This window comes from Rhizobium sp. BR 362, assembly GCF_036528765.1.
Taxonomy (GTDB): Bacteria; Pseudomonadota; Alphaproteobacteria; order Rhizobiales; family Rhizobiaceae; genus Rhizobium.
In genome coordinates, this window is the sequence record NZ_JARWGH010000017.1 from 34,694 (window position 1) to 58,236 (window position 23,543).

Here is a 23,543-nt window from a genome sequence, read left to right on the forward strand (position 1 = left end):
TTGCGAAACTAACTGAGCCGGAGATCGAGGTCGCGATAGAGCTTCTTCAAATTGGGCAATGACTTTAGCTGCCACGAAATCTGTTTGGAACCACGTACCGTCATCTGCACGTCGTCGCGTTTGCGGGCCTCTATTGTCAGCTTCGCAAGCAGGTTTATGCCCGACGAATTCAGAAAGTGGAGACCTGTCAAATCAAGCGTCAGCCGCTCAGGGTTTTTCTCGAGCAAATCCATGGCCAACTGGAAGATCGGAGCGTAGGCTTCCGATCCCGCCAGACGCATGGAACCGTCGAAGAACACGACATGTCCTTCTGTCCAAACCCGAAATGCCTCTCCTTTGATTTCCATTGTCAAAGCTCAGTCATTATGGATGGAAGGGATCGGTAACGAGGCATATGTCTCCAGGTGTGTCGGGCCATTCGGCCGCTTCGAATCAAACGTCCAAGCCAAATCGGCTTCATAATCGCTCATCAGCGTCAGCAGGCCAAGACCTGACTCCGTTCCGAAAGTCGACGCCGCATTCTTTTCGATTTGCTGAATGAGAAGGTCCGAGGGATTATCATTGGTAATCTGCGCAAGCAGATGCTGAAAACGCTCCGCATTTTCGTTGTCGATAAAATTCGAGACCCTCATGCGAAACCGTTCCCCCTCTATCGAAGCCGAAATGCCGATTTCACCGGATACGCGAAACTTCACGGCATTTTCAATAAGTTCGTTGGCGACGTAACCGATGTCATGCCGCACCTGATGATAGACCTGACGTAATCTCCTGTAACGCAAAGCCGTTATTTCAGCGATAAAATCGGATGTCATCGAACAATGCGACCAGCTCAAAGCGAGCGGTCCATCAAGCAGTCGCAGGAAAGTAGAGCCGTCTCCACTGCTGTCTGTTACAAGATCTTCGAGCCCAAACACGACGGTCGCCATGCTATCACCTATGTCTCATTACAACCAGAGTTATGTCGTCGTGAATCTTCTGCGACCCAATATAGGTCATTAGGTTTTCCAGAATACCATTCACTATGTCCTGGGCGCTGCCGCCGTAAAGATGACGGACAGATTCGCAGAGCCGTTCAATTCCATACAATTCGCCATTCCGGTTCTCGGCTTCCGTGACGCCATCGGTATGCAGAACGATGATGTCGCCACTGCCAAAGGCAACGTCTCTCGTATCGACAAATTCCGAAATATCCGAATCCAGCCCCACGGGAAGTCCAAGGTCGGCGGTTTCTATCCGCTCGACTTCTCCGCCTTGTCTTACGACAATCAGATCCTCGTGTTGGCCGGACAGCGTCAGGCGCTCGCCATCATAATCGAGAAACGCAAGAGTCAAATGTTTGTCGGTCTTCGTGCGTTCGATGTTTTTGTAAATCGTGCGGTTGAGGTCGGTCAGGAACTTCGTCGGATCGGTCTCCCCGGCCTCCTGCAAGGCACGCGCGACGGACTGCACCATCAGCATGAGCACGCCGCTTTCAAGCCCATGGCCCGTCACGTCCCCTATTCCGATCTTCAGCCTTTTTCCGTCCTGCAGAATGTCATAATAATCACCACCGACCTCATCGGCGGGGCGCATGAAAGCGGCGATCTCCAACTGTTCGATGGCCGCAAGTTCGTTTTGACGCGGCAGGACCATGAGCTGTATTCGTTGAGCAACGGCGAGCTCGGCCCCAAGCCGAACGTTCTCGCTCTTCAATTGCGTGTTCAGCGCCGAGATTTCCTCTTTCGCCTCCTCGATCTCCTTGGTTCTTTCCTCCACGAGCAATTCGAGGTTTTCCGTGTGGAAGCTTATCTCCTCCGCCATGCGGTTGAATGCGATGCCCGCCTGGCCAACCTCATCGCGCGACGGGATATCGACCCTGACCGAATAATCCTTTGCCTGAATGCGCCCAGCCGCGCTTGCGAGGGCGCTGATACCGCTGGTGATGCGCTTGGAAACCGCGAAGACCGCCGCGATGACGATCATCAGCGATATGGAGATCGCAAGGACCTGATAAAGAAGGATGCGGTTTGTCGCCCGCGATATTTCTTCCTGAGCAGCAAAAAGAGAGGCATAAATCTCGCGCTCCGGCACCACAATTCCGAGCGACATCGCTTCCTTTTGAACCGGCCCGGAAACCCAAAGGTTGGTTGGAGCGATCTGTTTGACGACGACCAGATACGGGATCTTCTCTCCCTGTTCGTCGAGCATAATATGCTGGATGGCGCCATCGCGGTCCAAGGGGAGCGTGGCCATAGCCTTTTGCGTGCTGTTGCGGAAAGAGCGGTCCAGGCCCGTCACGCCCTTATCGCCGGTCTCGCTCGATGATCGCAGCCCGATGATCTTTTCGCCTGCGTGATTGATGGCAACCACGTTGCCATTCGACATCGTCAGGAAGCCGAAACCGGTATCGGCAACCTTCACGCTTTCAACGATCCCGGCCAATTGGTCGAGAGTGATATCGGCCCCGGCTATGCCGGCTACGTCCTTGCGGTCGGGGGACCAAAGAGGATTGAAGAAGCTGACGATCAACTTGCCCGTAATGGCGTCGGTATAGGGTGCAGTCTGCGTAATGTCGTCTGCGACAGGACGCGAACTCGGATCGCGCGCCCATTGCTGCCAGGATTCGTAGACGCCCGGAAAGAAGAAGTCCCAGAAATTGGCGTCGTTGTGACCTGGGTAAAGGCGATCAAACGTCTGCGCCTGGTCGGTATAAGGCACCGTCCTGAAGATCGGCCGCGCTTTCGGACCGATGTAATACATCTGCAGCTTGGGATAGCCGCTCTTCAGCAGGTTCGGCGCAACGAGATCAACAACCGTGCTGGTCTCGATGTCTTTTTGCACCTCGGGCAGCGGCTGATGATTTTGGTCCAGCAGATAGCCCCAAACGCTAATGACGGATGTCGCACCCGGAAGATTCTGGGCCCATCGGCCTTTTGGATCGTAAGTGAGTTTGATGGCCCCAGGTTCGGACTGCGCCAGCGCCTGGGCGACCGCATTGTTCCGGCCGGGATCATCTATTTGCGACTGGAGTACGCCAGCGAGCGTTTTGACATCGGAATGCACCTGATTGAGAAGCAGCCCGACGCGGGCGGCCGTCGAATCTGCGTAGGAGCGAATATAATCCTGGCTCGCACGCTCAAGACCCTGGCCTACTTCGGATGTGGCGTCGCGGGACAATCGCTGCACGTTCCACAATGCCAAACCGCCGCTGACGAGAAGGTCGAAAAGCACGGCTCCGCCAACCACGAGGACAAATTTCGCGCGAAACGACCGAATGCCGGGAATGACAAATCGACCAATTTTTCTGCTCATAACGGCTTCCGCCCGGAGGCGGCCCAGATAGGCCAGCCGGCATAACCTTTAGGGTGAAGGGCAGCGAAGATATGATCCTGGAAGCCTTGGCGGAAACGCGTGATGAATTCCGGCGGATCGCCCCGGCGGACCGACATTTCGCCGGCATATACATCTTCCCAAGCGGCGATGACATCGGCAAAATCCTGCGGATCGCCGTCGAGGTTAGTGACCATGAAGTTTTCCACCTCGATGTCTTCGAAACCCGCATCCACTAGCAGTCGGCGGCTTTTGGGCCCCATTTCGACATCCATGTCGAAATGGGCGAACAGCTTCGCCACCTCATTGTAGGTCCACTGTATGCTTGCCGCGCGTGGTTCGCCAAGACAATGAGAGTTTTTTTCGTTGGTTATGTATACGCGGCCGCCCGGCTTGCAGATGCGGTAGAGCTCCTTCAGCAACATATCCGGCCGATTGAAGATCTGCAGCGAATGACGACAGGTTACCAAGTCAAACTGATTGTCCTCAAGCAGCATCTCCGATGCATCGCCATAGGTATATTCGACATCGCGGATATCGAAATCGGCAGCCACCTTGCGGGCATATTCAAGACTGACCAGCGAATGATCGAGCGCCACGATCCTTGCCGGCTTGAATTCCTTATGGGCCAACACCGCGAAGTCACCGATGCCGCAGCAAATGTCCGCCATTACAATACCGGCGCTCATGCCATGACGCGGTAAAATCTCGCGCTCATGCCGCCAGGTCATTTTGGTCTGCGTCCGCAGGATCGGAATGAAGCTCTGGTCTTCGACAAAGGTCTGACCGGGATAAAAGGCGGAATCATACGCCTCGACGGCGATTTTCGGTTCGATGGCACTCAGATGACGGAAGGTTCTGGTCGCCCAACCGACGACACTGGACGTGACGACCACAAAGCGAATGTCCCGTCGTGTCCGGCTGGCATTGACCAACAGCCGAGCCACGGCGTGATAGGCCGTCGCATTCATATGAATTAGGCGTTTGACATTGATGTAGAGGACGCCCCTGACCTGATTGATGCTCTTTTCGAGCAGGGCCGTGGTATCGGCGATGTCGATAGGCGATAACGGCCGCAGGATGCCTGAAAGTGAAAACTCCTGGCTGTTAAGGTCGAACTGAGCCGAAAACAGCGGAACCGGTTCGTGCGAACTCAATTCAGTAATCCCTCCACTGGAATGTCCAAGACCACCGTGAGAGCGCGGTCCTCCACCTGTTGCAGCGACAGCGATGCGTCATAATTGACCGCTAGGCCAAGGAGAATGACATCTTCTTCCGAGACCGAGTTCTCATCGGCGAGCGCGTCGAGATATCTTTCCAGAGCGCCGCCTCCCGATGCCCTGGCAGTTGCATCACGGTACAGGTGCTGTTGTGCGGTAGGGCAGGGAAAGGTCAGAGCAATCCGCTCGGAGCGATCCCCTCGGGAAACATTGCAGTGAAGCCGCCCCGAAGCGGAGCCAGAGCGAAACGAGATTTCAAAAAGCTCGTTCAGTGCGGACGAAAGCAGATTGGCGTGCCGGACCGGATCGCTTCGGTCGTGGCTCACCATGCGCGCAACGTAATTTGAAAGCTGATTGCAATGGAGCCAATCCGACATGAAAATTTCCATTTCCATTTCGAGCTCCAGCATCGGATGAAATGGCAATGCAGTGCGGCCTGTGCTTTGTTCGCTCAACGCCGATCCCCTTAACTCGTCTGGAGCGGTCAGCTTCGGACGCGCCGAACCGCTCTATATCCATGTTCTCACAATTCCGGGCGGAAAAGCGCGGCACACTTTCCTGGAATTGTTCTAACGCACCTTATCTGCTTTCCGAAAGCAGAGACTCCAATATTCGCGACCATCCACGGGAATAGGTCGACCTTTCCCGTCCAACTTCCTACCACCTATTTTTCCTGATTTTGCCACTTTGCCGTATCGTTCCGTTGGAGGAACTCAAGGACCGACGATGCAGGCAGAGGCCGGCCAAGAAAATATCCCTGCAAACGATCGCAGCCGGCAGAAATGAGCCATTCGGCCTGAGCTTGATCTTCCACACCTTCGGCGGTGACCTTCATTCCCAGTCCATGAGCCAATGCGATGATAAAGCGGACGATCGTCTGGCTCTTAGCGTCGTTCGTCAGATCTTTTATGAAGTACTTGTCGATCTTTATGGAATCGAACGGAAAGTTCTTCAAATAGCTTAGGGAGGAGTATTCCGTGCCGAAGTCATCGAGCGAGATCTGAATACCGAGGACATTGAGCGTATTCAACGTATCGAGATTGTTGATCGTGCGCTCGAGCAATACACCTTCGGTGATTTCTAGCTCGAGGCGTTCGGCCGGAAAACCAATCGTATCGAGCGTCTGCGATACGCGATCGGTGAAGCCGCCGGTCAGGAATTCGGCGGGCGAGAGATTGACGGCGACCATGCAATGCGGCGGCCAATGCATCGCCTGCCGGCAGGCTTCTTCCAAGACCCACTGGCCGATTTCCGGCATCATTCCATCGGCTTCCGCCATGGGAATGAACGCGGAGGGTGGAATGATACCCATCATCGGGTGATGCCACCGCAACAATGCCTCGAAGCCGGCAACAGACCCCGAACAATCCATGAGCGGCTGGTATTCAATAAAGAATTCACCGTGTTGCAGGGCTACGCGCAGGCTTCGCCTCAGCAGCTCCCGCTGCTCCAGAACCATCATCATGGCTGGCTCGAATGTTCGCGCCCGGCCTCTTCCCTCGCTTTTTGCGGCGTAAAGGGCAATATCGGCGGCACGCATCAACTGATCTTCTTCGCTCCCGTCGCGCGGGGCAAGCGCCACACCGATGCTTGCGCCTGAAAACACCGCGATGCCATTCACCAGAAACGGCTTTTTGAACGCGTTCACCAACGAATCCGCCAACCGCTCCGCCTCGGCCGGCTGGTCATTGCGAAGCTGAATGATGGCAAACTCGTCGCCCGCCAACCGGTATGCGGTCTCTCCCGCTCCCAGGACATTGCGTATGCGCTCGGCGGTTTGCTGCAGGACGATATCGCCCGCGGCGTGACCCAGAGTGTCATTGATCGGCTTGAATTCGTCCAAGTCCAACTGCATCAATGCGATACCGTTCTTTCCGCCTGTTAGGGCGTCGCGCAGCCGTGCGGCGAACTGCCGCCGATTGGGCAAACCGGTTAGAGCATCGTGATTGGCTTCGTGCAGCAGGAGCGCCCTGTCCACCTCGTCAGGCGATGGATCCTGCCGAATCAATTTTCGCATTTCAATAACCGCGAAACCGTTGGCCGGTCGAAATATCATAAGATCGCAGAGTATCTCGCCGGGTCTCTGGAACTGAACATTCCGCAGCCATCCGGTATTGCCCGCCTGCTCCGCGAGCATGTCCAAGCCCGGATCGTCCAGCTCGGGATATATTTCGAAAAGCGTGGCCTGAGAGGTCCCCTCGTCGCCATAGAACGCCCGGAATCTTTCGGACGACATTATGAGATTCAAATCGCAGTCGTAAAACGAAAAAAGCACGTCAGGTGCGCTGTTGGTCGGCAACGGTATATCAAACTTAATGACGCTACTGGCTGCCATTCCGGTCTCCGTCCTGCCCTGGGAACTGTCAGGCTTCGTAATTGCTTTTAATCTCCTATAGCCTTAGGATTTAACGGACCGAATACAGACACCTGCTCTTCCACAAGTATCAAATGGTTGTGTTTCTAATATTACGGATAAATAATTTAACAATTGCCGAACTTAGCCCCACGCGTCATTGATGCGAAACAGCGCTCCCTTTCTTGGGAACAGCCGGTCACCCACCGATTTACATTATTCTAATGAAGTGAGTCCTGTCAAATGTTCAATCAGAAATTGCATACGTCTTCGAAGACAGGTATGGGTTACGCGTCGTTCGATTGATGCTTTGGCCTTTTCGGCAAGCGCGGAAGCGCCCTACCCTTTTTCTGCAACTCTTTTAAGAACTGCTGGAGTGCCCTAAGCAACACGCTCGAAACGGGTACGGATATGTTCGATGTAGTGCTGGCCCGGCGAGGAAGCCTCCACCATGGCCAATGCAGCCGCTTCCGGAACGCCTGTAAAGAGACGCTCCTCGCCGTTCTTGAAACGAATGTAAAGACGGCCGTCGTCCGGATGGAAAAAAACCGACTTAATAATTTTCGGTGAAACAGGAAGTTCTTTCACAGGTCACCTCGCCTTTGAGGCGCTTGTGCCATGAAAATCACAATATCCAATGAAATGGACTAGTTAAGAAAATGTAGCGCTTCTGCACAATATTTTATGGGATAGTCAGCTACGTGAACCGGCGCGGCACAAATGGCCTATCTGCCGATCCTGCAGTGTGTTGCAGGCCACCCTCCGGCGCTCGCCATAGGGGTGATGCTGAATCCCGACCGGCCACGTTCACAAAGAAGCACCATCAGCCGTGCCTCCAGGTCCGACAAATGCTTGCTGATCGCGGAATGCCCGACACCAAGCGTGTATTCAGCCGCCGACAGGCCGCCGCATTCGACGACCGACATTCAAAAGCAGAATATTCCACCAATTCACGACGTGGACATCCGTTTTCTTCGCATCTTCAATATTCATAGCCATCTCCGTGCCGTCAGCGACGCTGCCGATCTCCCCGCAGACTTTTTCCTGAAAGAAAACTTAGCCACACCTTCAGCAGCGATCCTGCCGACATGTCCAAGCCCCTAGCCTCGACCAGCCGATTGCCCAGCACTGCTGGCCCGGTCATCGGGACTATCATCATGCCCAGGTTGACGTACATTTCGTTCCATCTGCGCTTTCGCTGTTTCATAGCTTTCCGGGCTCCGATCTGTTCATCAGACTGACGTCACTTCGCCGCTGTCCATGCGCAGTTGGGCGCCAGTTAACCATCGAGCCGGCGGCGAGACGAGAAAAGCCATCAGTTCCGCGATCTCCTCCGGCTGACCATACCTCTCAATGCCCGACTCCTTGAGAAAGCGCTGACGCGCGTCCTCGATGCTCAACCCATGCATCGGCGCCCAGCGCTCGAGGTATGATTTCCGACGGCCGGTCATGACCGGACCGGGCAGCACGCTGTTGACCTGCACGCCGTCCCGAAGACCCCGATCGGCGAAAGCCTTGGCCAGCGCCACGGATCGCTGCATATCTCGTTCCGACCGCGACATAACCTGCCTTCGGGAATAAAGCCGAATTGCCTGAAGTAAAAACTACAGCGCCTTTGCTTGCCTTCAAGGCTTCCCAACATTGGATCGTCAGCCGGCGCGCACCATGCGGTTTCAATGCCATGCCGGCATCCCACTGGTCGTCCGTCATTTCGAACAGATCCACCTGCGGCACCGCACCGGCAATGTTCAGTAGCGGGTCGACCCTGCCAAACTTCGCTATTGTCTGCGCCGCAACTCGGTTTGTCGCCGCTGGCACACTGAGATCCTCGTCGAGCACCAGCGACTTGGCCCTAGCATCTCTCACCTCTTCCGCCGTCTCAACCAGATTGGCCCGATTGCGCGCAACAAGCACGATATGCTCGAAGTCGCGCGCCAGCAGCACAGCCGTTGCCTTGCCGATACCCTGACTTGCGCCCGTCACAATCGCTACGCTGCCTGACATGATTTCCTCCTGTTGGTAGATCGCTGAAGAGGGCCCGGTTGCCCGAGCCCCCTCGGAAGCTCACTCGACGCCCGAGAAGACTTCCTTGATGGCGGCCGCGATCTCCTCGCAATGGGTCTCAAGGGCGAAGTGACCCGTGTCGAAGAACCGAATGTCGGCGTTCGGGATATCCCGCCTGAACGCCTCGGCGCCTGGCGGCAGAAAGAAGGGATCGTGCTTGCCCCAAACAGCCAGGAACTTTGGCTGATGGCTCCTGAAATAGGCTTGGAATTCCGGATAAAGAGCGACGTTGCTCTTATAGTCTCCGAAGAGGTCGAGTTGAGCCTCTGTTGCTCCGTCCCGGGTGAGATAATAGTTATCAAGAGAATGACCGTCCGGGGAAACCAGCGTCGGATCCGTCACGCCGTGGGTATATTGCCATATTGTCGCTTCCGGCTGGAGGAATGATCTCAATGCGTCGCGATTGGCGGCAGACGGATCGTTCCAATAAGCCCGGATCGGGTTCCAGCCTTCGCTCAGTCCTTCCTCATAGGCATTACCGTTTTGCGAAATGATCCCCGTGATCCGGTCCGGGTGCCAGGTCGCCAGCCGGAAGCCCGTCGGCGCGCCATAGTCGAACACGTAAATGGCGTACCGTGCAAGCCCGATCACCTCCGTGAACCGATCGATCACCTTCGCGACGTTGTCGAAGGAGTAGGAAAACTCCGAACGCGGCGGCAGATCCGTCTGGCCAAACCCCGGCAAGTCGGGAGCCACCAGATGAAAATCGGCAGCCAGAGCCGGGATCAGGTCGCGAAACATATGACCGGAACTCGGAAACCCATGCAGCAGCAGGAGTGTCGGTTTCTTTCGATCGCCTGCCTCCCTGTAATAGACGCCGAGACCGCCCACATCCACCTTCCGATAGTGCACCTTCGTCATGGAACCACTCCTTTTGCATAACCTGATTAACGATGGCGACAAGGTTACATGGGAGCTGTAACCAGTCAATAGGCATTTTAAAGGTTACGTCGAGAGTCATTGCCAGATGGCGCGACATCGTAGACCACGCCATCAAATCTGTTCGATCTTGGAAATTTAACTGCCATGAGCGGCGAAGCGACGGCGCTGCCGTCGCGCACGGGACTTAATCCACGCGCAATATCTAAAAGCTGCGGCTGCCAACCTATCCGTTCGGGCGACCGATCTGATCGCACCTGACTACCGCGTGTTGCTAGTTAGCTCGGGCGCGGTGAGCGGCCTGCTTCGCACGGTTGCCGCAAACCGCCATGCTGCACCAACGCCGCTTCTTGCCGCGCGTGCGGTCGATGAAGAGGAGTGTGCAATTATGACCTTCACATGCTTTGATATCCGAGAATTCCTCGGTGCAGACGAGTTCGCCCATTGCTTCCGCAATGGGGGATAGAAGTGCATCAGGCGATTTCCACTGGCGTTCCGTGCTCCAGCGAAACCCGCCGCTCTCTCCGCCTTCGCTGACGATTTGGCGAAATTGCTCATCCCGCGCCAGCAGGCGGTTCAGCGGCCCGAGCTGCTCAAGCGCATCCCCGTCGAGGGGCCTTCCCTTGTGTTCCCTGACAAAACCGCGAAACCATTCGCGCAGCGAACGCGCCTGCGCCGCCAGCGAGTCGAGCTCGCCGGGCATTGCGTTTCCGACGATGGACTGCAGCCTCCGCTGCGGAACGAGACCAGCCTCGCGGAGCCACTGAATGAACCCCTCGCCGTCATTGAGCCATTCGAAAGGCGTGTCGACGGGGGTCGCCAAGGAATTTAGAAAATCAAGAGCAGCGGCATCCCCGACGAAGATTGCTGGTGGGTTGCGTTCGGCCATGTCCTATCTCGCTTGAAGCCTATTCCTGCTATGATCGCTCGCCCGCTCCTTTAATGCAGCGTCAGCTATCAAATAGGGAAGTAACCTTTTAAAATCCAGTAAAATGGTTATTATCTGGGCGATGCTGCTGTCGCTCGCCAGCACCTTGCCTTTGCCCGACGAGCATTTTGGACCAATATGGAGGAAGCCAATGGTTGAGCGAAAACCGACCGCCGAGCGGCTCAGCCTTTTTTCCGATGGCGTTTTTGCAATCATCATCACCATTCTCGTTCTGGAACTTCGACCGCCGCATGAGGCAAGTTTCACTGCGTTGAAGGAACTCTGGCCGGAGGGCTTGAGCTATGCGGTCAGCTATTGGTTTCTCGCGGTGGTATGGATCAATCATCATCACGTGTTGCGCTTTGCCGAAACGGCGACCCCGCGGCTTATCTGGGGCAATTTTGCGCATCTGTTCTCCGTCTCCCTCATTCCTTTCACGACGGCGTGGATCGCCGACAGCGACCTCGGCTCAGCACCAGTGACGCTTTACGCCCTGGTCTTCGTGGCTGTGAACGTGACATATCTTGCGGTGTGTTGGGAAGCTGTGGACCGCCCCTCCCATAAGAATTCATCTGATCGCATCCGGCGGATGATGCGCATGCGATCGCTGGTGACAATCATCCTATTTCTGACCGCCGCATTGACTGCGGTGTGGTTTCCTGCGCTTGGCCTCGGCATTATCGTTTTCTGTCTGTTGCTTTACGTTCGACCCGATGTTTCCGAGGTGAGTACTTAACGAATTCGCCGCTCGGCTAACCTCATCATAGCGCTAGGGGCGCCGGCCCGCAGACAGGCCTTCCTGGAAACCGAGCGAGGGAACGACCCATGGCGATGGTGGAAAAAAGAGCAACAGTCATATTGGTGCATGGGGCGTGGGCTGGCGGCTCGAGCTGGGCAAATGTGATACCGCCTTTGCGCGACCTTGGCTTGGAGGTTTTCGCCGCGCCGATTCCCATGACTTCCCTTGGCGACGATGTGGCTGCCCTGACACGATATCTCGACCGGGCTTCGGCACCGGTGGTCCTGGTCGGACACGCTTATGCCGGTGAGATCATCGCGGAAGCGGTTACCCATGACGAAATTGCGAAACACGACCCCAGCGGACCGACAGAAATAACTTATGAACAATAAGTGTCCCGGGAACGTTTCTCCGCCAGGAGGAATGCGCCATGAAGAGTTTGCAAAACCGACAGGTCAAACGGCCCGGCCCGCGTGAGCTGGATGTTGAGCAACATTGCAAGAAGCACGGCGTTGACGCAGCCGAAACCAAGAAACTAGTCAAGCTGTTGGGTCGGCATGCTCCGCTGCACGAACTACATGCGAATGCGCCGCCGAAACAACCTCGCTGGCGGTAATGTCTTGTCTGCGTATTTGAGACCGCGCGGCTGACTTGCTCGCGATCTCAAATGGCGCCTACCCGCCCGTGACGACGCGCTCGCTTTCCCTCGACTGCGAAGAGATTTGACGAAGCAGATGCATGAACATCGGACTAGGCGTATAATTATGCATGGATAAGCAACTCGTAGAACAACATCTGAAATTAGCAAAGCAGCACGTGGCCCAAGGCCGCAGACATATCGCGCGGCAAAAGCAAATCATTGTCAAACTTAGGCGAGGCCAACACGACACGTCGCAAGCCCGTCAGCTCCTATCGACCTTTGAGGAACTGCAACTCATGCATGTTGCCGAACGGAACCGCCTCCAAAAGGAGTTGGAGGCGATGAGGCCTTAGGCTCGTCCGCGTCATCTCCACCTTGCAAAGGCTAGTCACACTTCCCATCTAATGCCGTGATGGCTGCCAAGCCGCGCAAACTTATGTGTTGCGCCGAAGCGATGCTTCTCCAGAACAGGGCTAGAGCATCAGTCTGCAGCCAACGTGTCACCGCTCACTTGCGTGATGGGCATTTCCGCTATTCCTTATCATTTGCGCCGACCGGACCGTCGGCGGAGGATTTCTATTGAACAAACCAAACATCGCTGCCGCGCCCGCGGCGGTGAAGCCGCGCGAGCGCGATGGGGCCGTGAACCGGCCCGACAAGAACTGGAAACCGTATCCCTGCCTTCTCACACGCCGCGAATTGCAGGAATTGGTCGCCGAACAGCTCGGCTGATCGCCGTCCGTTTGCCAACCCCAACGACAAGGAGAACAAAATGCAGGTTTTGGTCAGAGATAATAATGTCGAGCAGGCGCTTCGAGCGCTGAAAAGAAAGATGCAGCGCGAAGGGCTGTTCCGGGAAATGAAGGAACGGCGGGCCTACGAGAAGCCTTCCGAACGCCGCATCCGGGAAAGAGCACAGGCGATCAGCCGGCAGCGCAAAGCCGCTCGGAAGAAGATGCAGCGCGAAGGGCTTATCGCTTCCGCCAAACGAAGATCATCGGCACGATAGAGAACGACCGCCCGAGCCGCCCTTCGATGCGGCGGCTCGGAGTTGAAGGAAAGGTTGAATGATGGACGAATTGTATAGCGTGACCGTTTCCGAAGAGCGGCTCGGGGATTGCCGCGATGTCATTGAGCCCGACTTGCAAGATCTGATCGAACGAACGATCAGATCCGGCTTCTCGCGTGAAGAGGTGTTGATCGCAATCAGCGAATTGGCGGCGGAGGATTTCGCCACCGTTACAAATATCCCGAGCGTCCACTGAAACGCGAGGTCAGGAACGCGGCTGCGCAGCAATCGGATCGGAACAATCAAGCTACGCTTCGGTTAGAGGTCCGATCATTGGCGAAAGGCGCGTTCCCATGGATATCGGTACTCCGCATGCCACTCACCCCGTCACCATCATTATCAACGGCAATCGCCGACGACTCGACATCCACCCCTGGATTACACTGCTTGACCTCCTGCGCGGCGATCTCGAACTTACTGGCACCAAGAAAGGCTGCGATCACGGCCAATGTGGCGCCTGCACCGTTCTTATCGACGGGCAGCGCGTGAATTCATGCCTCAAGCTCGCCGTCTGTCTGGATGGGAAGGAAATCACTACAATCGAAGGGCTTGGCAGGCCGGATGCCATGCATCCCATGCAAAAGGCCTTCGTCAAGCACGATGCTTATCAATGCGGCTACTGTACGCCAGGGCAGATTTGTTCGGCCGTCGGGCTCATGTCGGAAGGCAACGCGCACAATCGCGCTGAAATCCGCGAACTGATGAGCGGCAATCTCTGCCGCTGCGGCGCCTACACCAATATTGCCGACGCGGTCGAGGAGGTGATGGGCCAGGAGACCACCCGTCCGCTGACGGAGGCCGCCGAATGAATCCCTTTTCCTATACCCGCGCCGACACCGTTCATGACGCCATCGCTGCATTGATGTCCGACCCGGAGGCGAAGCTTCTCGCGGGCGGCACGAACCTGGTCGACCTGATGAAATACGATGTCGTGCACCCGTCCGCGATCGTCGACATCAGCCATCTTCCCTTGAATGAAATAGAGGATCTGCCGGATGCCGGCTTGAGGATAGGCGCACTCGTCAGTAATTCGGCGGTCGCCTACGATCCGCGTGTCAGGCGGAATTATCCGCTGCTATCGAGCGCAATCCTGGCCGGCGCTTCGCCGCAGCTTCGCAATGTCGCCACGACCGGTGGGAACCTTCTTCAGCGAACCCGCTGCTATTATTTCTACGATCCTTCGGCGCCCTGCAATAAGCGTGAACCCGGCACGGGATGCTCGGCCATCGGCGGCGTCAACCGCATCCACGCCATTCTGGGCGCCAGCGACAAGTGTATCGCCGTGCATCCCTCGGACATGTCTGTGGCGCTGGCCGCACTTGCCGCCATCGTTGAAGTTGAAGGGCCGCTTGGCCGACGCGACATTCCCTTCGGCGAATTCCATCGCCTTGCGGGCGATCGTCCGGATGAGGACAATACGCTCCGTAGGGGCGAAATCGTCACCGCCATCCGCCTCGACAGCAATCATGTCGCTGGCCACAGCAGCTATTTGAAGCTTCGCGACAGGCTCTCCTATGCCTTCGCGCTGGTTTCGGTTGCGGCGGCGATGGAGCTTGCCGGCGATGGCCGGATCGTCGATCTCCGCCTCGCGCTCGGCGGTGTTGCCCACAAACCGTGGCGCGACACCCTGGCGGAGGCTGAATTTGCGGGTGCTTCGGCCGACGAGGCAACCTTCCAGGCCATCGCGGATCGCCTACTCGCCGGTGCGGAAGGACAAGGCGGCAACGATTTCAAAATCCCGCTCGCCCGAAGAGCAATTGTTCGTGCGTTGAGGCAGGCCGCCTCCGGTGGACCTGAGGACGGGATCGTCAAGGCCGTGCAATGAGGAGGCGAAGCTATGCTGAGCGAGACGAAGAGCATCGGAATTCCGCTTTCGCGAATTGACGGTCCTCTGAAGGTGACGGGCCGGGCAAAATATGCCGCCGAGCATCACGAACCGGGGATGCTGCATGGCGTTGCGGTCGTCGCTACGATTTCGACCGGCCGCATCGCCGGCTTCCACCTTGTCGAAGCCGAGGACTTTCCGGGCGTCGTGAAGATCTACACCTTCAAGAACCGTCCTGATGTCGCCTGGTGGGACAGCAAATGGAAGGATGAGGTCGCCGTGCCCGGCCATCCCTTCCGTCCCCTGGAAAACGACCGCGTCCTGTTCGACGGTCAGCCGATCGCACTCGTGGTTGCCGAAACCTACGAGGCGGCCCGTGATGCCGCCGCGCTCATCCGGGTCCGTTATGCCGCGGGCGAACCGCACACCGACATTAGACGCGAGGCGCGCGACAGCCAGGTGCCGTCAAAGACACGGAAGGGAATATCGCCGCCGCCGAAACCTCGCGGCGATGCCGAAGGCGCTTTCGCGAATGCCCGCTTCAAGATTTCCGGCGATTACAGCCTTGAGGGCGAGCATCACAATCCGATGGAACTCTTCGGCTCGACCGTGCTGTGGGAAAAAGACGGCGAACTGACGATCCACGACAAGACGCAGGGTTCGCAGAATGCCCACGACTATATTTGCAATGTCTTCCGCCTCGATCCGCAGAAGGTCACCGTCAAAAACGCCTTTGTCGGCGGCGCCTTCGGCTCAGGCCTGCGTCCCAAATACCAGCTATTCCTGGCGGTGATGGCAGCGCTCGATCTAAAGCGCTCCGTCAGGGTGGAAATGACGCGGCGGGAAATGTTCTATCTCACCTGGCGTCCCGCTACGATGCAGACCATATCGCTTGCGGCCGATGATGAAGGCAAGCTTCAGTCGACTATGCATCAAGCGGTGCAGGCGACCTCCCGTTACGAAGATTACCAAGAGGTCGTCGTCAATTGGTCTGGCCTTGCCTACAAATGCGAGAACGTTCAGCTCGGCTATGAGCTTGCCGAGTTAGACGTCTCCACGCCTGGCGACATGCGGGCGCCGGGAGCCGCCACCGGTTTTGCGGCCCTTGAGATTGCCATGGACGAACTCGCTTACGAGATCGGGATCGATCCACTGGAATTCCGGCTGCGCAACTTCGTGGATCATGACCAGAACCAGGGCAAGAAACTGACCTCGAAAGCGCTCGACGCTTGCTACAGGCAAGGAGCTGCGCGGTTCGGCTGGCAAAAGCGGCCCATGGCGCCGCGCTCCGTGAAGGACGGCGACGATCTCGTCGGCTGGGGCATGGCGACCGGCATTTGGGAGGCGAGCCTCATGCCCGCGGCGGCAAAGGTGCGGCTTTTCGCCGATGGCAAGGTCGTCGTTTCAGCCGCCGCGTCCGACATCGGCACCGGCACCTATACGATCCTCGGCCAGATCGCGGCCGAGACCTTTGACGTTCCGATCGACAAGATCACAGTCTTGATCGGTCACTCGGCGCTGCCTAAGACCGGAGTCGAAGGCGGCTCCTGGACTGCAGCTTCTTCAGGTTCCGCCGTCCAGGCTGCCGCGCTTGCGGTCAAGAAAACCTTGCTCGCCCATGCGCAGGCGATGGACAAATCGCCGCTGGTCAAAGCCACCGTCGATGATGTTTCGATAGCAGACGGCCGGCTGGTTCTCGACGCAAACCATCAGATCGGCATTGCGATCGGCGACATTTTCGAGGCAGGCAATATCTCCTCCATTGAGGAAGAGGGAGAGGTCAGGCCCGACGAGAGCCAGACGCAGAAATTTGCAAGCTATAGCCATTCCGCCGTCTTCGTCGAAGTGAAGGTGGACGAAGAACTCGCCGTTCCGCGTGTGACCCGCGTCGTCAGCGCAATCGCCGCCGGACGCATTCTCAATCCGAAAACGGCGCGAAGCCAGATCCTCGGCGGCGTGGTGATGGGCTTGGGCATGGCGCTTCATGAGGAAGGCATGATCGATCACCGCAGCGGCCGCATCATGAACCACAATCTTGCGGAATATCATATCCCGACCCAGGCGGACGTCGAACACATCGAGGTAATCTTCGTGGATGAGCACGACCCCAAGGCGAGCCCGATCGGCGCCAAGGGAGTCGGCGAAATCGGCATCATCGGTGTTGCAGCCGCCGTATCGAACGCAATTTTCCACGCAACCGGAAAGCGCATCCGTCGTTTCCCGATAACGATCGACAAAATTCTCGAACGGCAGGAGAAGGCCTGAATGGGCTGCGGCGCACCGCGCTGAATCAACGGATGGGATACTCGATCAATCGAGCAAGCAGTCCCTTCAACTCCGGCTCCTGCACTCTCATGGCAGCTTCCGAAGGCGACAGCCATTCCGTGGTGCGTTGTTTTCGTTCCGGAAATTTGGTGCACACCTTCTCGACTTCCAAAAGATGAACTTCGACGATCGACGGGGTGGCGTTTTCCGCATCTAAAACCTTGAGATATGTGTAGTAACCAAAAGGCTTTTTCTTGGCCTTGCCTTTGACGCCGGCCTCTTCCCAAGCCTCGCGCTCCGCAACCTCGTTCGGTTTCAAGCCCTTGATCGGCCACCCCTTGGGAATGGTCCAACGATGCGTTTCGCGTGTGGTGATGAGGAGGACTTCGATGGCACCATCAGCGCCCGTGCGAGAGCAGATCGCTCCGAATTGTTCGACCATCTCGCCATTCATCATTGTTTCGGCATACGCTGCCAGGCGTGCAAGATGGGGTTCGTTCTTAGTCATGTAGTCTCGCAGGGTTCCTAATGTAGCGCTCGCCGCGCTCAACCAACAAACCTGCCGTCGGCAGAGGCGAACAGTCGCCAACGGCAGGCTTCCATGGCCGCATGAGGCGTGCGGCACCTTAAGCAAGGATGACCACCTCGCCGGAATTCGAACTGCCGCTGAAGGCATTTGTTCCCTGTACCAACCTGGCGTGCTGGCTCCGCAACCATCAGCCTATGTTCACCGTTTGCTGCCCATGAGGTGACGAGTGCCGCGCATATGTTTGATGGCGCGTCGAACATCGGACCTTAGTCCGAACCGGTCGAGACCAAGGTCTTACCCCCGTCTCGACTGAAGCCTCAAAACAGGAACAGAGCCGGTTCTCAGTTGTTTTATCAAAGCTCCGTTACCCGCGGCCGAACAAGAAATACAAAGGAGAAACTGATGAAAACGAAAGTATTTGGTATGGCAGCCCTCTCCCTTGCATTAGCGAGCGGGTATGCCTTCGCACAGTCGTCGACCGTTAATGGCGCCGCAGGCGGGGCAGTAACGGGTGCCATCGTGGGCGGTCCGGTGGGAGCCGCGGTCGGTGGTGTTGCGGGTGCTATTGTCGGCACCGCTATCGATCCGCCGCCGCAGAAGGTCGTAACATATGTGCAAGAACAGCCGATGCCTGAGGACACGGTTGTGGTCAGGGAAAAGGTGGTCGTTGGTCAGCCGCTGCCCGAAACCGTCAGAGTAAGAACGATTCCGGAAAACCCGAAATATGCCTACGCGGTGGTAAACCACCAACGCGTAATCATTGAGCCATCCTCGCGTAAAGTGATCCAAGTGCTCAAATGACCGACCATTGGAGAGCCTGAAGGCTCTCCAATTATTCCTCACAAGTAAGACGCAGAACCCGGCGCCTTCCGGCGCCGCGGCCGGCGTGTGCCCAAAATGGAGAAAGAATGGAGAAACTTCTTATCGCATGCGCGCTCGGAGCAGGCGCGTTGACAAAGGTGGCAGTTCCGACCCACGCCCAGTCGGTTCGCGATCACAACAAATGATAGCTCCGGCCATTACAACGAAGGCAATCACTCCGAATCGACCTAACGCGTCGGAGAAGATGTCCGCCATCATCATGTCCATTGCATGAGCAGGACCGTGGAAACACCTCATCATGGCCGGCTTATCGTGAAGCAACAGCGCTTTTGCCGTTGACTGGCAACAGTGAACTAGAAGGAGTTCAAGATGACTCGCAATCTGTTCTACATTCTCTTGGCGTCCGCCGCGCTTAGCCTCTCCCCAGTGGCTCAGTCCGTTGCGACTGCGCAGGAGTCCCAAGATTCCACCGTCCTGCCGAAAACCGGCACGTCCAAGAGCAAATCCGGTGAGATGAAGACGCAGGGTGAAACGAAGACGCAAAGTGAGACGAAGACACAGGGCGGAACGACGGCACAAAGCACGTCGGGCACTTCTGACGATTCGCAAACCACACTGCCGAAGGCGAAATCATCGACCAAGCAGCAGACCACCGGAGAGACCGGCTCGTCAGACACTCAGTCGACAGGCAAAACTCAGACCGATACGACTCAGAAGGCCGGAACCAGCACCGACACTCAGAAGCCCAACACCCAGGAGACCCAACAATCAACGACAACCGGCAAGACGCAGACAGGCACGGATCAGTCAAAATCCATTGACACGTCGAAGACCGGCAGCACGAACACCCAGACGAATACCACCCAGAACACTACCTCGAATACCAACATCACCGTCGAGCAGCAAACGCAGGTGCGTGAGGTAATCAAGGAATCTCATGTCAAGCCTATTCAGGTGTCGGAAGTCAAAACGGTGTCCGTAGGCGCCACCATTCCGCACTCTATAAGGCTCGAGGTACTTCCGCCGCGGATCGTCAAGATCGTGCCGCAATACAAGTCGTATCGGTACTTCGTCCTTGATGACGGCCGCATCGTAATTGTCGATCCCGACACGTTTACGATCGTATATGTTTTCACCGCCTGACAAGGCCTAACAGCACCGAGAGTCATCGCCACTTTCAGAAAAAGCGATGACTCTCTTGCCACGTTTCCGCGATAATACCAAGTTGAAGCAAAGTCATACGGGCTCGCCGCACTGGCTTCGGAACCAGTCAGCCCATCGCGAGTTCGGCTTTCCGAGAATGGGGAGCCGATGTGAAGACCGCCGAATATCAGCCTAGATCGTTTTTGCCACGGCGACGGATAGCAACCACAGTGACCCGGTCGCACGGGCGGTCAGCCTGATGCGGCAGCAATCCTCCCAAGATGTTCGCGAGAAAGAGAACTCCGGGCTCGGCAGGACCCTCGGCCGAGGTTTCATTTCCGGGGCGGCCAATGACGACCCGTCGGCGATAGGTACCTATGCCAGCGCAGGCGCTCGTTTCGGACCGGATATTCTCTGGACCGCGCCGGTCACCCTGCCGATGATGTTCACCATCGTTTATCTTTCCGCCAAGCTCGGCCAGGTATCGGGTAGAGGCCTGTTCCAGGTGATCCATGACTTCTATCTCCGCTGGCTGCTGTGGCTTGTTCTGACAGGTGTTGTCCTCGGCAATATGATAGAAGCCGCCGCGGATCTCGGCGGCATTGCCGCTTCGATCGGCATCTTCGCGCCATTGCCTACTCCCCTGCTCGTAACGATCACCGCTGGAGTGATTTTCGCTCTGCAGGTCTTCGGCTCCTATACGCTAATCCGCAACATCTTCCGCTGGCTCGCGCTGACGCTGGTCGCCTACGTGGCGGCGGCCGTTCTGGCAAGCCTGATCTGATGTCGAGGTTGAAAGGCACATTCATTCATATCGCTCGAATTCAACAAGGATTTCCTCTCCATACTCGTCGGCATCATCGGCACAACACTTTCCGCCTATCTCTATACCTGGCAGTCAAACGAGGAGGTCGAGGAGAAGATTGCGGACGGGCAGACGACCTTGAACGAGCGGAAGGGCACCAGCAACCGCGAACTGCGACGGTCCCGTCGCGACATCCTGATCGGCATGTCATTTCCAATATCATCATGTATTTCATCATTCTTTGCACCGGCGCAACGCTGCATGCCAATGGTCAAACCGATATAGAGACGGCAGCGCAGGCGGCGGAGGCGCTGAAGCCGATTGCCGGCGATGCGGCGGGTTATCTCTTTGCCGCCGGCGTGGTTTCCTTCGGCTTTCTCGCAGTGCCCGTCATGACAACAGGCGCCGCTTATGATCTCGCCCAATCGTTTGGTTGGAAAGGAAGTCTCCACGCGACCGCGCGTGAGGCGCCTATTTTCTACGTCATCATCGGCGCCGTCACGGCGGTCGCGGTCGCGATGAATTTTCTCGGTTTCAATCCGATGAAGGCGCTGGTGTGGTCAGGTATTGTCCAGGGCTTTTCGACGCCGCCGCTCCTGCTGCTCGTCGTGGTGATGACGAACAACCGGAAGATCATGGGCGACAAGGTCAATTCGCGCGGATTGAATATCATGGCCTACATAACGACAGCCGCGATCTTCTCAGCGAGCATCGGTCTCGTGGTGAGTTGGTTTCTCTGAAGCGAACCGCGCCCTCCCTCTCCCGGCCGATGCTCCGTTCGCCCTCTGCCGACCGCGCCCCGTGCCCAGCAGCCAGCATCGCGCGCCAGGAACATTCGAAACTTTGGGATGTTCGGGCCTCTGAACCCTGTTCGACAGCACCTGTTCGACAGCAATGGAAGGATAAACGGCGATGCCATCCTTGGAGCACGGAAAATACAGCGCATTGATCGTCTATATCGTGATGATTGCCATCGCCGCATGCATCCTGATTGCGGGCGCGATCACCTTTCGCGAGCGCCAGCCGGAGCGGCCGGGGCAGCCCTCACCGCATGCCCTCGACCAGTCGCAATAATATTCTGCGGCGCCTTTTGGTTGCCATCGCCCTTCCGCAAGTCGACCGCAGGGTCGCTTCCGTCAGCCACTATTGGATCCGCTGAGGATCGAAGGGATTTCGATGGCATAGTCCCGCTCGCCACACCCAAGCAGATAGACCTCGGGCTCGGGATTTTGAAGTATGGTGAAGCCCGCGCTTCGAAGCATCGCTTCCGCTGCCGCCTTGTTCGGAATGAACCAGTTTGTCGGGTCGCCCGCATAGCGGCTCTCGATGAAGAACAGCTTCGGATAATCGGGCCGGTCGAAGATACTGCGCTCGGAAAAATCGTAATCGTTCGCCAGTTCCGGAATTGTTTCTGCACCGCGCTGCATGCACTGAAAGAGCATGAGATCGCGGACGACGTGCTCACGAAGCAGGTCCAAAGCAAGAAGAGGATGGCGCAGGTGATAAAGGACACCCATGAAAATCACGAGATCGAATTTTTCCTTGAGCTGGGCGATGTCGTAGACCGACATCTGGCGAAGTTCGATATCGACGCCACTTTGGGCCGCCACGAACTCCGCCTGGCGGAGATAATGCGGATCGGTATCGATCGCGACCACACGGTCGGCGTTGCGCCGCTTCATTTCCAATGAGTAAAAGCCTGCATTGCAGCCGATATCGAGAACGCTCCAGCCTTTGAGATCTGCCGGCACCACGTCTTTGAAATGCCGCCACTTGAAACTCGGATAATCGCCAAGAAAATGGTCGGGCGCGGTCTCGATGCCTTCGATCCGAAGGTTGTGAAACCAGGGGCCGAGTTCCGCAATTCGTCGGCGCAAATCTCCGTGCTTTTCCGCCTCGATGGTCATCGTCACGCTCCGAGCGTTAATCCAGTCGAATCCTTGATCGCCATGCGCCGACGGTTTGCGCGCTGAACGACCGGCTTTTCGGCAAGCGTGTGGCTGAACCAGGCGATCGTATGCGCCAAGCCCTCGGCCAGGGCAACTTTCGGCTCCCAATGCAACAACTGCTTCGCCCGTGAAATGTCCGGACGCCGCCGCTGCGGATCGTCCTGGGGCAGCGGCCTGTGAACGATCGTCGAACGGGTCGGCACCATCGTCAGGACCATTTCCGCCAGTTCGGCAATGGTGAATTCGCCGGGATTGCCGAGATTGACCGGCAGGCCGGCATTCGGTTGGACATTCATCAGCCGTATCAGCCCGTCGACGAGATCGGAGACATAGCAGAAGGATCGGGTCTGCGCCCCGTCCCCATAGATCGTCAAAGGCTCGTTGCGCAGCGCTTGCACTATGAGATTGGAAACGATGCGTCCGTCATTGGGCTGCATGCGCGGACCGTAGGTATTGAAGATGCGGACGACGCGCGCATCCACCTGGCCCGTGCGAAGGCTATCGAAGCAGAGCGTCTCGGCCGCCCGCTTTCCTTCGTCGTAGCAGGCGCGGGGTCCGATGCAATTGACATGGCCCCAATAGTCTTCCCGCTGCGGATGCTCCTCCGGGTCGCCGTAAACCTCGCTCGTGGACGCCTGCAGAAACGACGCGCCGTGACGCGCTGCGAGCCGCAGCAGATTGCCGGTGCCGGTAACGCTCGTCATCATGGTGTGGATCGGGTCTGCCTGATAAAAAGGCGGAGATGCCGGGCAAGCCAGATTATAGATCTGGTCGATCGGTTGGCGAATATCCAGCTCATCGCAGATATCCTGCTTGATGAAGGTGAAATCCGGATGGTTCTGCAGCGCCAGTATATTGTCGGGCGAACCCGTCAGGAAGCTGTCGACACAGATTACCTTGTCGCCACTGGCAAGCAGCGCATCGCAAAGATGCGAGCCGACAAATCCCGCACCACCGGCAACGAGAATGTTTCTTTTGGTCCCATGCCGCATGCGATTTCTCCT

The 23,543-nt window shown here is 57.0% G+C and carries 28 protein-coding genes and 1 pseudogene; 15 read left to right on the plus strand and 14 right to left on the minus strand.

Going from position 1 to position 23,543, the window contains the following annotated elements; all coding sequences use genetic code 11:
- Positions 1–8 precede the first annotated feature (8 nt).
- The 7 genes from QDY28_RS19795 to QDY28_RS19825 all read right to left on the minus strand — a co-directional run bounded on the left by QDY28_RS19795 (position 9) and on the right by QDY28_RS19825 (position 7,470).
- Positions 9–347 (minus strand): slr1659 superfamily regulator, encoded by a 339-nt coding sequence (locus QDY28_RS19795; protein ID WP_331383360.1) that lies wholly within the window; start codon positions 345–347, stop codon positions 9–11.
- Positions 348–356: 9 nt separating this feature from the next.
- Positions 357–926 (minus strand): slr1658 superfamily regulator, encoded by a 570-nt coding sequence (locus QDY28_RS19800; RefSeq protein WP_331383361.1) that lies wholly within the window; start codon positions 924–926, stop codon positions 357–359.
- 4 nt (positions 927–930) lie between these two features.
- Positions 931–3,291, minus strand: coding sequence for a SpoIIE family protein phosphatase (locus tag QDY28_RS19805; protein WP_331383362.1), 2,361 nt, complete (start codon positions 3,289–3,291; stop codon positions 931–933).
- Complete coding sequence (locus QDY28_RS19810; protein ID WP_331383363.1) at positions 3,288–4,466, minus strand: class I SAM-dependent methyltransferase; 1,179 nt, start codon at positions 4,464–4,466, stop codon at positions 3,288–3,290. The genes QDY28_RS19805 and QDY28_RS19810 overlap by 4 nt, the downstream gene beginning before the upstream one ends.
- Complete coding sequence (locus QDY28_RS19815) at positions 4,463–4,939, minus strand: ubiquinone biosynthesis methyltransferase UbiE (RefSeq protein ID WP_331383364.1); 477 nt, start codon at positions 4,937–4,939, stop codon at positions 4,463–4,465. Before QDY28_RS19815 ends, QDY28_RS19810 begins: the two co-directional genes overlap by 4 nt.
- 254 nt (positions 4,940–5,193) lie before the next feature.
- A complete protein-coding gene (locus tag QDY28_RS19820) occupies positions 5,194–6,864 on the minus strand; it encodes a putative bifunctional diguanylate cyclase/phosphodiesterase (RefSeq protein ID WP_331383365.1) in 1,671 nt (556 codons plus the stop codon).
- 399 nt (positions 6,865–7,263) lie between these two features.
- Complete coding sequence (locus tag QDY28_RS19825) at positions 7,264–7,470, minus strand: KTSC domain-containing protein (protein WP_331383366.1); 207 nt, start codon at positions 7,468–7,470, stop codon at positions 7,264–7,266.
- A gap of 132 nt (positions 7,471–7,602) precedes the next feature.
- On the opposite strand from QDY28_RS19825, the gene QDY28_RS31030 reads away from it, so the two are divergent.
- A complete protein-coding gene (locus QDY28_RS31030; protein WP_442967563.1) occupies positions 7,603–7,986 on the plus strand; it encodes a hypothetical protein in 384 nt (127 codons plus the stop codon).
- A 128-nt stretch (positions 7,987–8,114) separates the two neighbouring features.
- Here QDY28_RS31030 and QDY28_RS19835 read toward each other — a convergent pair whose 3' ends face one another.
- From QDY28_RS19835 to QDY28_RS19850, 4 genes and pseudogenes are all read right to left on the minus strand, one after another.
- Positions 8,115–8,423, minus strand: a complete 309-nt coding sequence (locus tag QDY28_RS19835) for an SDR family oxidoreductase (protein WP_331383368.1) — start codon at positions 8,421–8,423, stop codon at positions 8,115–8,117.
- Positions 8,424–8,442: 19 nt separating this feature from the next.
- Positions 8,443–8,886, minus strand: a pseudogene (locus QDY28_RS19840) (SDR family NAD(P)-dependent oxidoreductase); the annotation flags it as partial.
- A gap of 60 nt (positions 8,887–8,946) precedes the next feature.
- On the minus strand, positions 8,947–9,807 hold the full coding sequence (locus tag QDY28_RS19845) for an alpha/beta fold hydrolase (protein ID WP_331383369.1): 861 nt from the start codon (positions 9,805–9,807) through the stop codon (positions 8,947–8,949).
- A gap of 292 nt (positions 9,808–10,099) precedes the next feature.
- Entirely contained in the window at positions 10,100–10,714 is a 615-nt protein-coding gene (locus QDY28_RS19850; RefSeq protein WP_331383370.1) for a CGNR zinc finger domain-containing protein, read from the minus strand.
- A gap of 190 nt (positions 10,715–10,904) precedes the next feature.
- Between QDY28_RS19850 and QDY28_RS19855 the strand changes: the two genes are divergently transcribed.
- The 9 genes from QDY28_RS19855 (at position 10,905) to QDY28_RS19895 (ending at position 17,291) form a co-directional block, all read left to right on the plus strand.
- Positions 10,905–11,489, plus strand: coding sequence for a TMEM175 family protein (locus tag QDY28_RS19855; RefSeq protein WP_331383371.1), 585 nt, complete (start codon positions 10,905–10,907; stop codon positions 11,487–11,489).
- An 89-nt stretch (positions 11,490–11,578) separates the two neighbouring features.
- Positions 11,579–11,884, plus strand: a complete 306-nt coding sequence (locus QDY28_RS19860) for an esterase/lipase family protein (RefSeq protein ID WP_331383372.1) — start codon at positions 11,579–11,581, stop codon at positions 11,882–11,884.
- A 38-nt stretch (positions 11,885–11,922) separates the two neighbouring features.
- A complete protein-coding gene (locus tag QDY28_RS19865) occupies positions 11,923–12,108 on the plus strand; it encodes a hypothetical protein (protein ID WP_331383373.1) in 186 nt (61 codons plus the stop codon).
- Between the two features lie 603 nt (positions 12,109–12,711).
- On the plus strand, positions 12,712–12,864 hold the full coding sequence (locus QDY28_RS19870; RefSeq protein ID WP_331383374.1) for a hypothetical protein: 153 nt from the start codon (positions 12,712–12,714) through the stop codon (positions 12,862–12,864).
- Between the two features lie 40 nt (positions 12,865–12,904).
- Complete coding sequence (gene rpsU, locus QDY28_RS19875) at positions 12,905–13,141, plus strand: 30S ribosomal protein S21 (protein WP_028750342.1); 237 nt, start codon at positions 12,905–12,907, stop codon at positions 13,139–13,141.
- A 61-nt stretch (positions 13,142–13,202) separates the two neighbouring features.
- The gene (locus QDY28_RS19880; RefSeq protein WP_331383430.1) at positions 13,203–13,397 is read left to right on the plus strand and encodes a hypothetical protein; all 195 of its coding nucleotides are present in this window, start codon (positions 13,203–13,205) and stop codon (positions 13,395–13,397) included.
- Between the two features lie 97 nt (positions 13,398–13,494).
- Positions 13,495–14,010, plus strand: a complete 516-nt coding sequence (locus QDY28_RS19885) for a (2Fe-2S)-binding protein (protein ID WP_331383375.1) — start codon at positions 13,495–13,497, stop codon at positions 14,008–14,010.
- Positions 14,007–15,026 (plus strand): FAD binding domain-containing protein, encoded by a 1,020-nt coding sequence (locus QDY28_RS19890; protein WP_331383376.1) that lies wholly within the window; start codon positions 14,007–14,009, stop codon positions 15,024–15,026. The genes QDY28_RS19885 and QDY28_RS19890 overlap by 4 nt, the downstream gene beginning before the upstream one ends.
- A 12-nt stretch (positions 15,027–15,038) precedes the next feature.
- Positions 15,039–17,291 (plus strand): xanthine dehydrogenase family protein molybdopterin-binding subunit, encoded by a 2,253-nt coding sequence (locus tag QDY28_RS19895; RefSeq protein WP_331383377.1) that lies wholly within the window; start codon positions 15,039–15,041, stop codon positions 17,289–17,291.
- Between the two features lie 25 nt (positions 17,292–17,316).
- Here the strand turns inward: QDY28_RS19895 and QDY28_RS19900 are convergent, their stop codons facing one another.
- Complete coding sequence (locus QDY28_RS19900) at positions 17,317–17,799, minus strand: NUDIX hydrolase (RefSeq protein ID WP_331383431.1); 483 nt, start codon at positions 17,797–17,799, stop codon at positions 17,317–17,319.
- A 423-nt stretch (positions 17,800–18,222) separates the two neighbouring features.
- Between QDY28_RS19900 and QDY28_RS19905 the strand changes: the two genes are divergently transcribed.
- From QDY28_RS19905 to QDY28_RS19925, 5 genes are all read left to right on the plus strand, one after another.
- On the plus strand, positions 18,223–18,621 hold the full coding sequence (locus QDY28_RS19905) for a DUF1236 domain-containing protein (protein WP_331383378.1): 399 nt from the start codon (positions 18,223–18,225) through the stop codon (positions 18,619–18,621).
- Positions 18,622–19,011: 390 nt separating this feature from the next.
- Complete coding sequence (locus QDY28_RS19910; protein ID WP_331383379.1) at positions 19,012–19,785, plus strand: DUF1236 domain-containing protein; 774 nt, start codon at positions 19,012–19,014, stop codon at positions 19,783–19,785.
- 259 nt (positions 19,786–20,044) lie between these two features.
- Positions 20,045–20,569 carry a divalent metal cation transporter gene (locus tag QDY28_RS19915; protein ID WP_331383380.1) on the plus strand — a complete coding sequence of 175 codons (525 nt, stop codon included), beginning with the start codon at positions 20,045–20,047 and terminating at the stop codon, positions 20,567–20,569.
- Between the two features lie 245 nt (positions 20,570–20,814).
- Positions 20,815–21,330, plus strand: a complete 516-nt coding sequence (locus QDY28_RS19920) for a divalent metal cation transporter (protein WP_331383381.1) — start codon at positions 20,815–20,817, stop codon at positions 21,328–21,330.
- A 172-nt stretch (positions 21,331–21,502) separates the two neighbouring features.
- Positions 21,503–21,664 (plus strand): hypothetical protein, encoded by a 162-nt coding sequence (locus tag QDY28_RS19925; RefSeq protein ID WP_331383382.1) that lies wholly within the window; start codon positions 21,503–21,505, stop codon positions 21,662–21,664.
- Positions 21,665–21,726: 62 nt separating this feature from the next.
- On the opposite strand, the gene QDY28_RS19930 is transcribed toward QDY28_RS19925, so the two are convergent.
- On the minus strand, positions 21,727–22,497 hold the full coding sequence (locus QDY28_RS19930) for a TIGR04290 family methyltransferase (RefSeq protein WP_331383383.1): 771 nt from the start codon (positions 22,495–22,497) through the stop codon (positions 21,727–21,729).
- 2 nt (positions 22,498–22,499) lie between these two features.
- Complete coding sequence (locus tag QDY28_RS19935; RefSeq protein ID WP_331383384.1) at positions 22,500–23,531, minus strand: UDP-glucuronic acid decarboxylase family protein; 1,032 nt, start codon at positions 23,529–23,531, stop codon at positions 22,500–22,502.
- Positions 23,532–23,543: the final 12 nt, after the last annotated feature.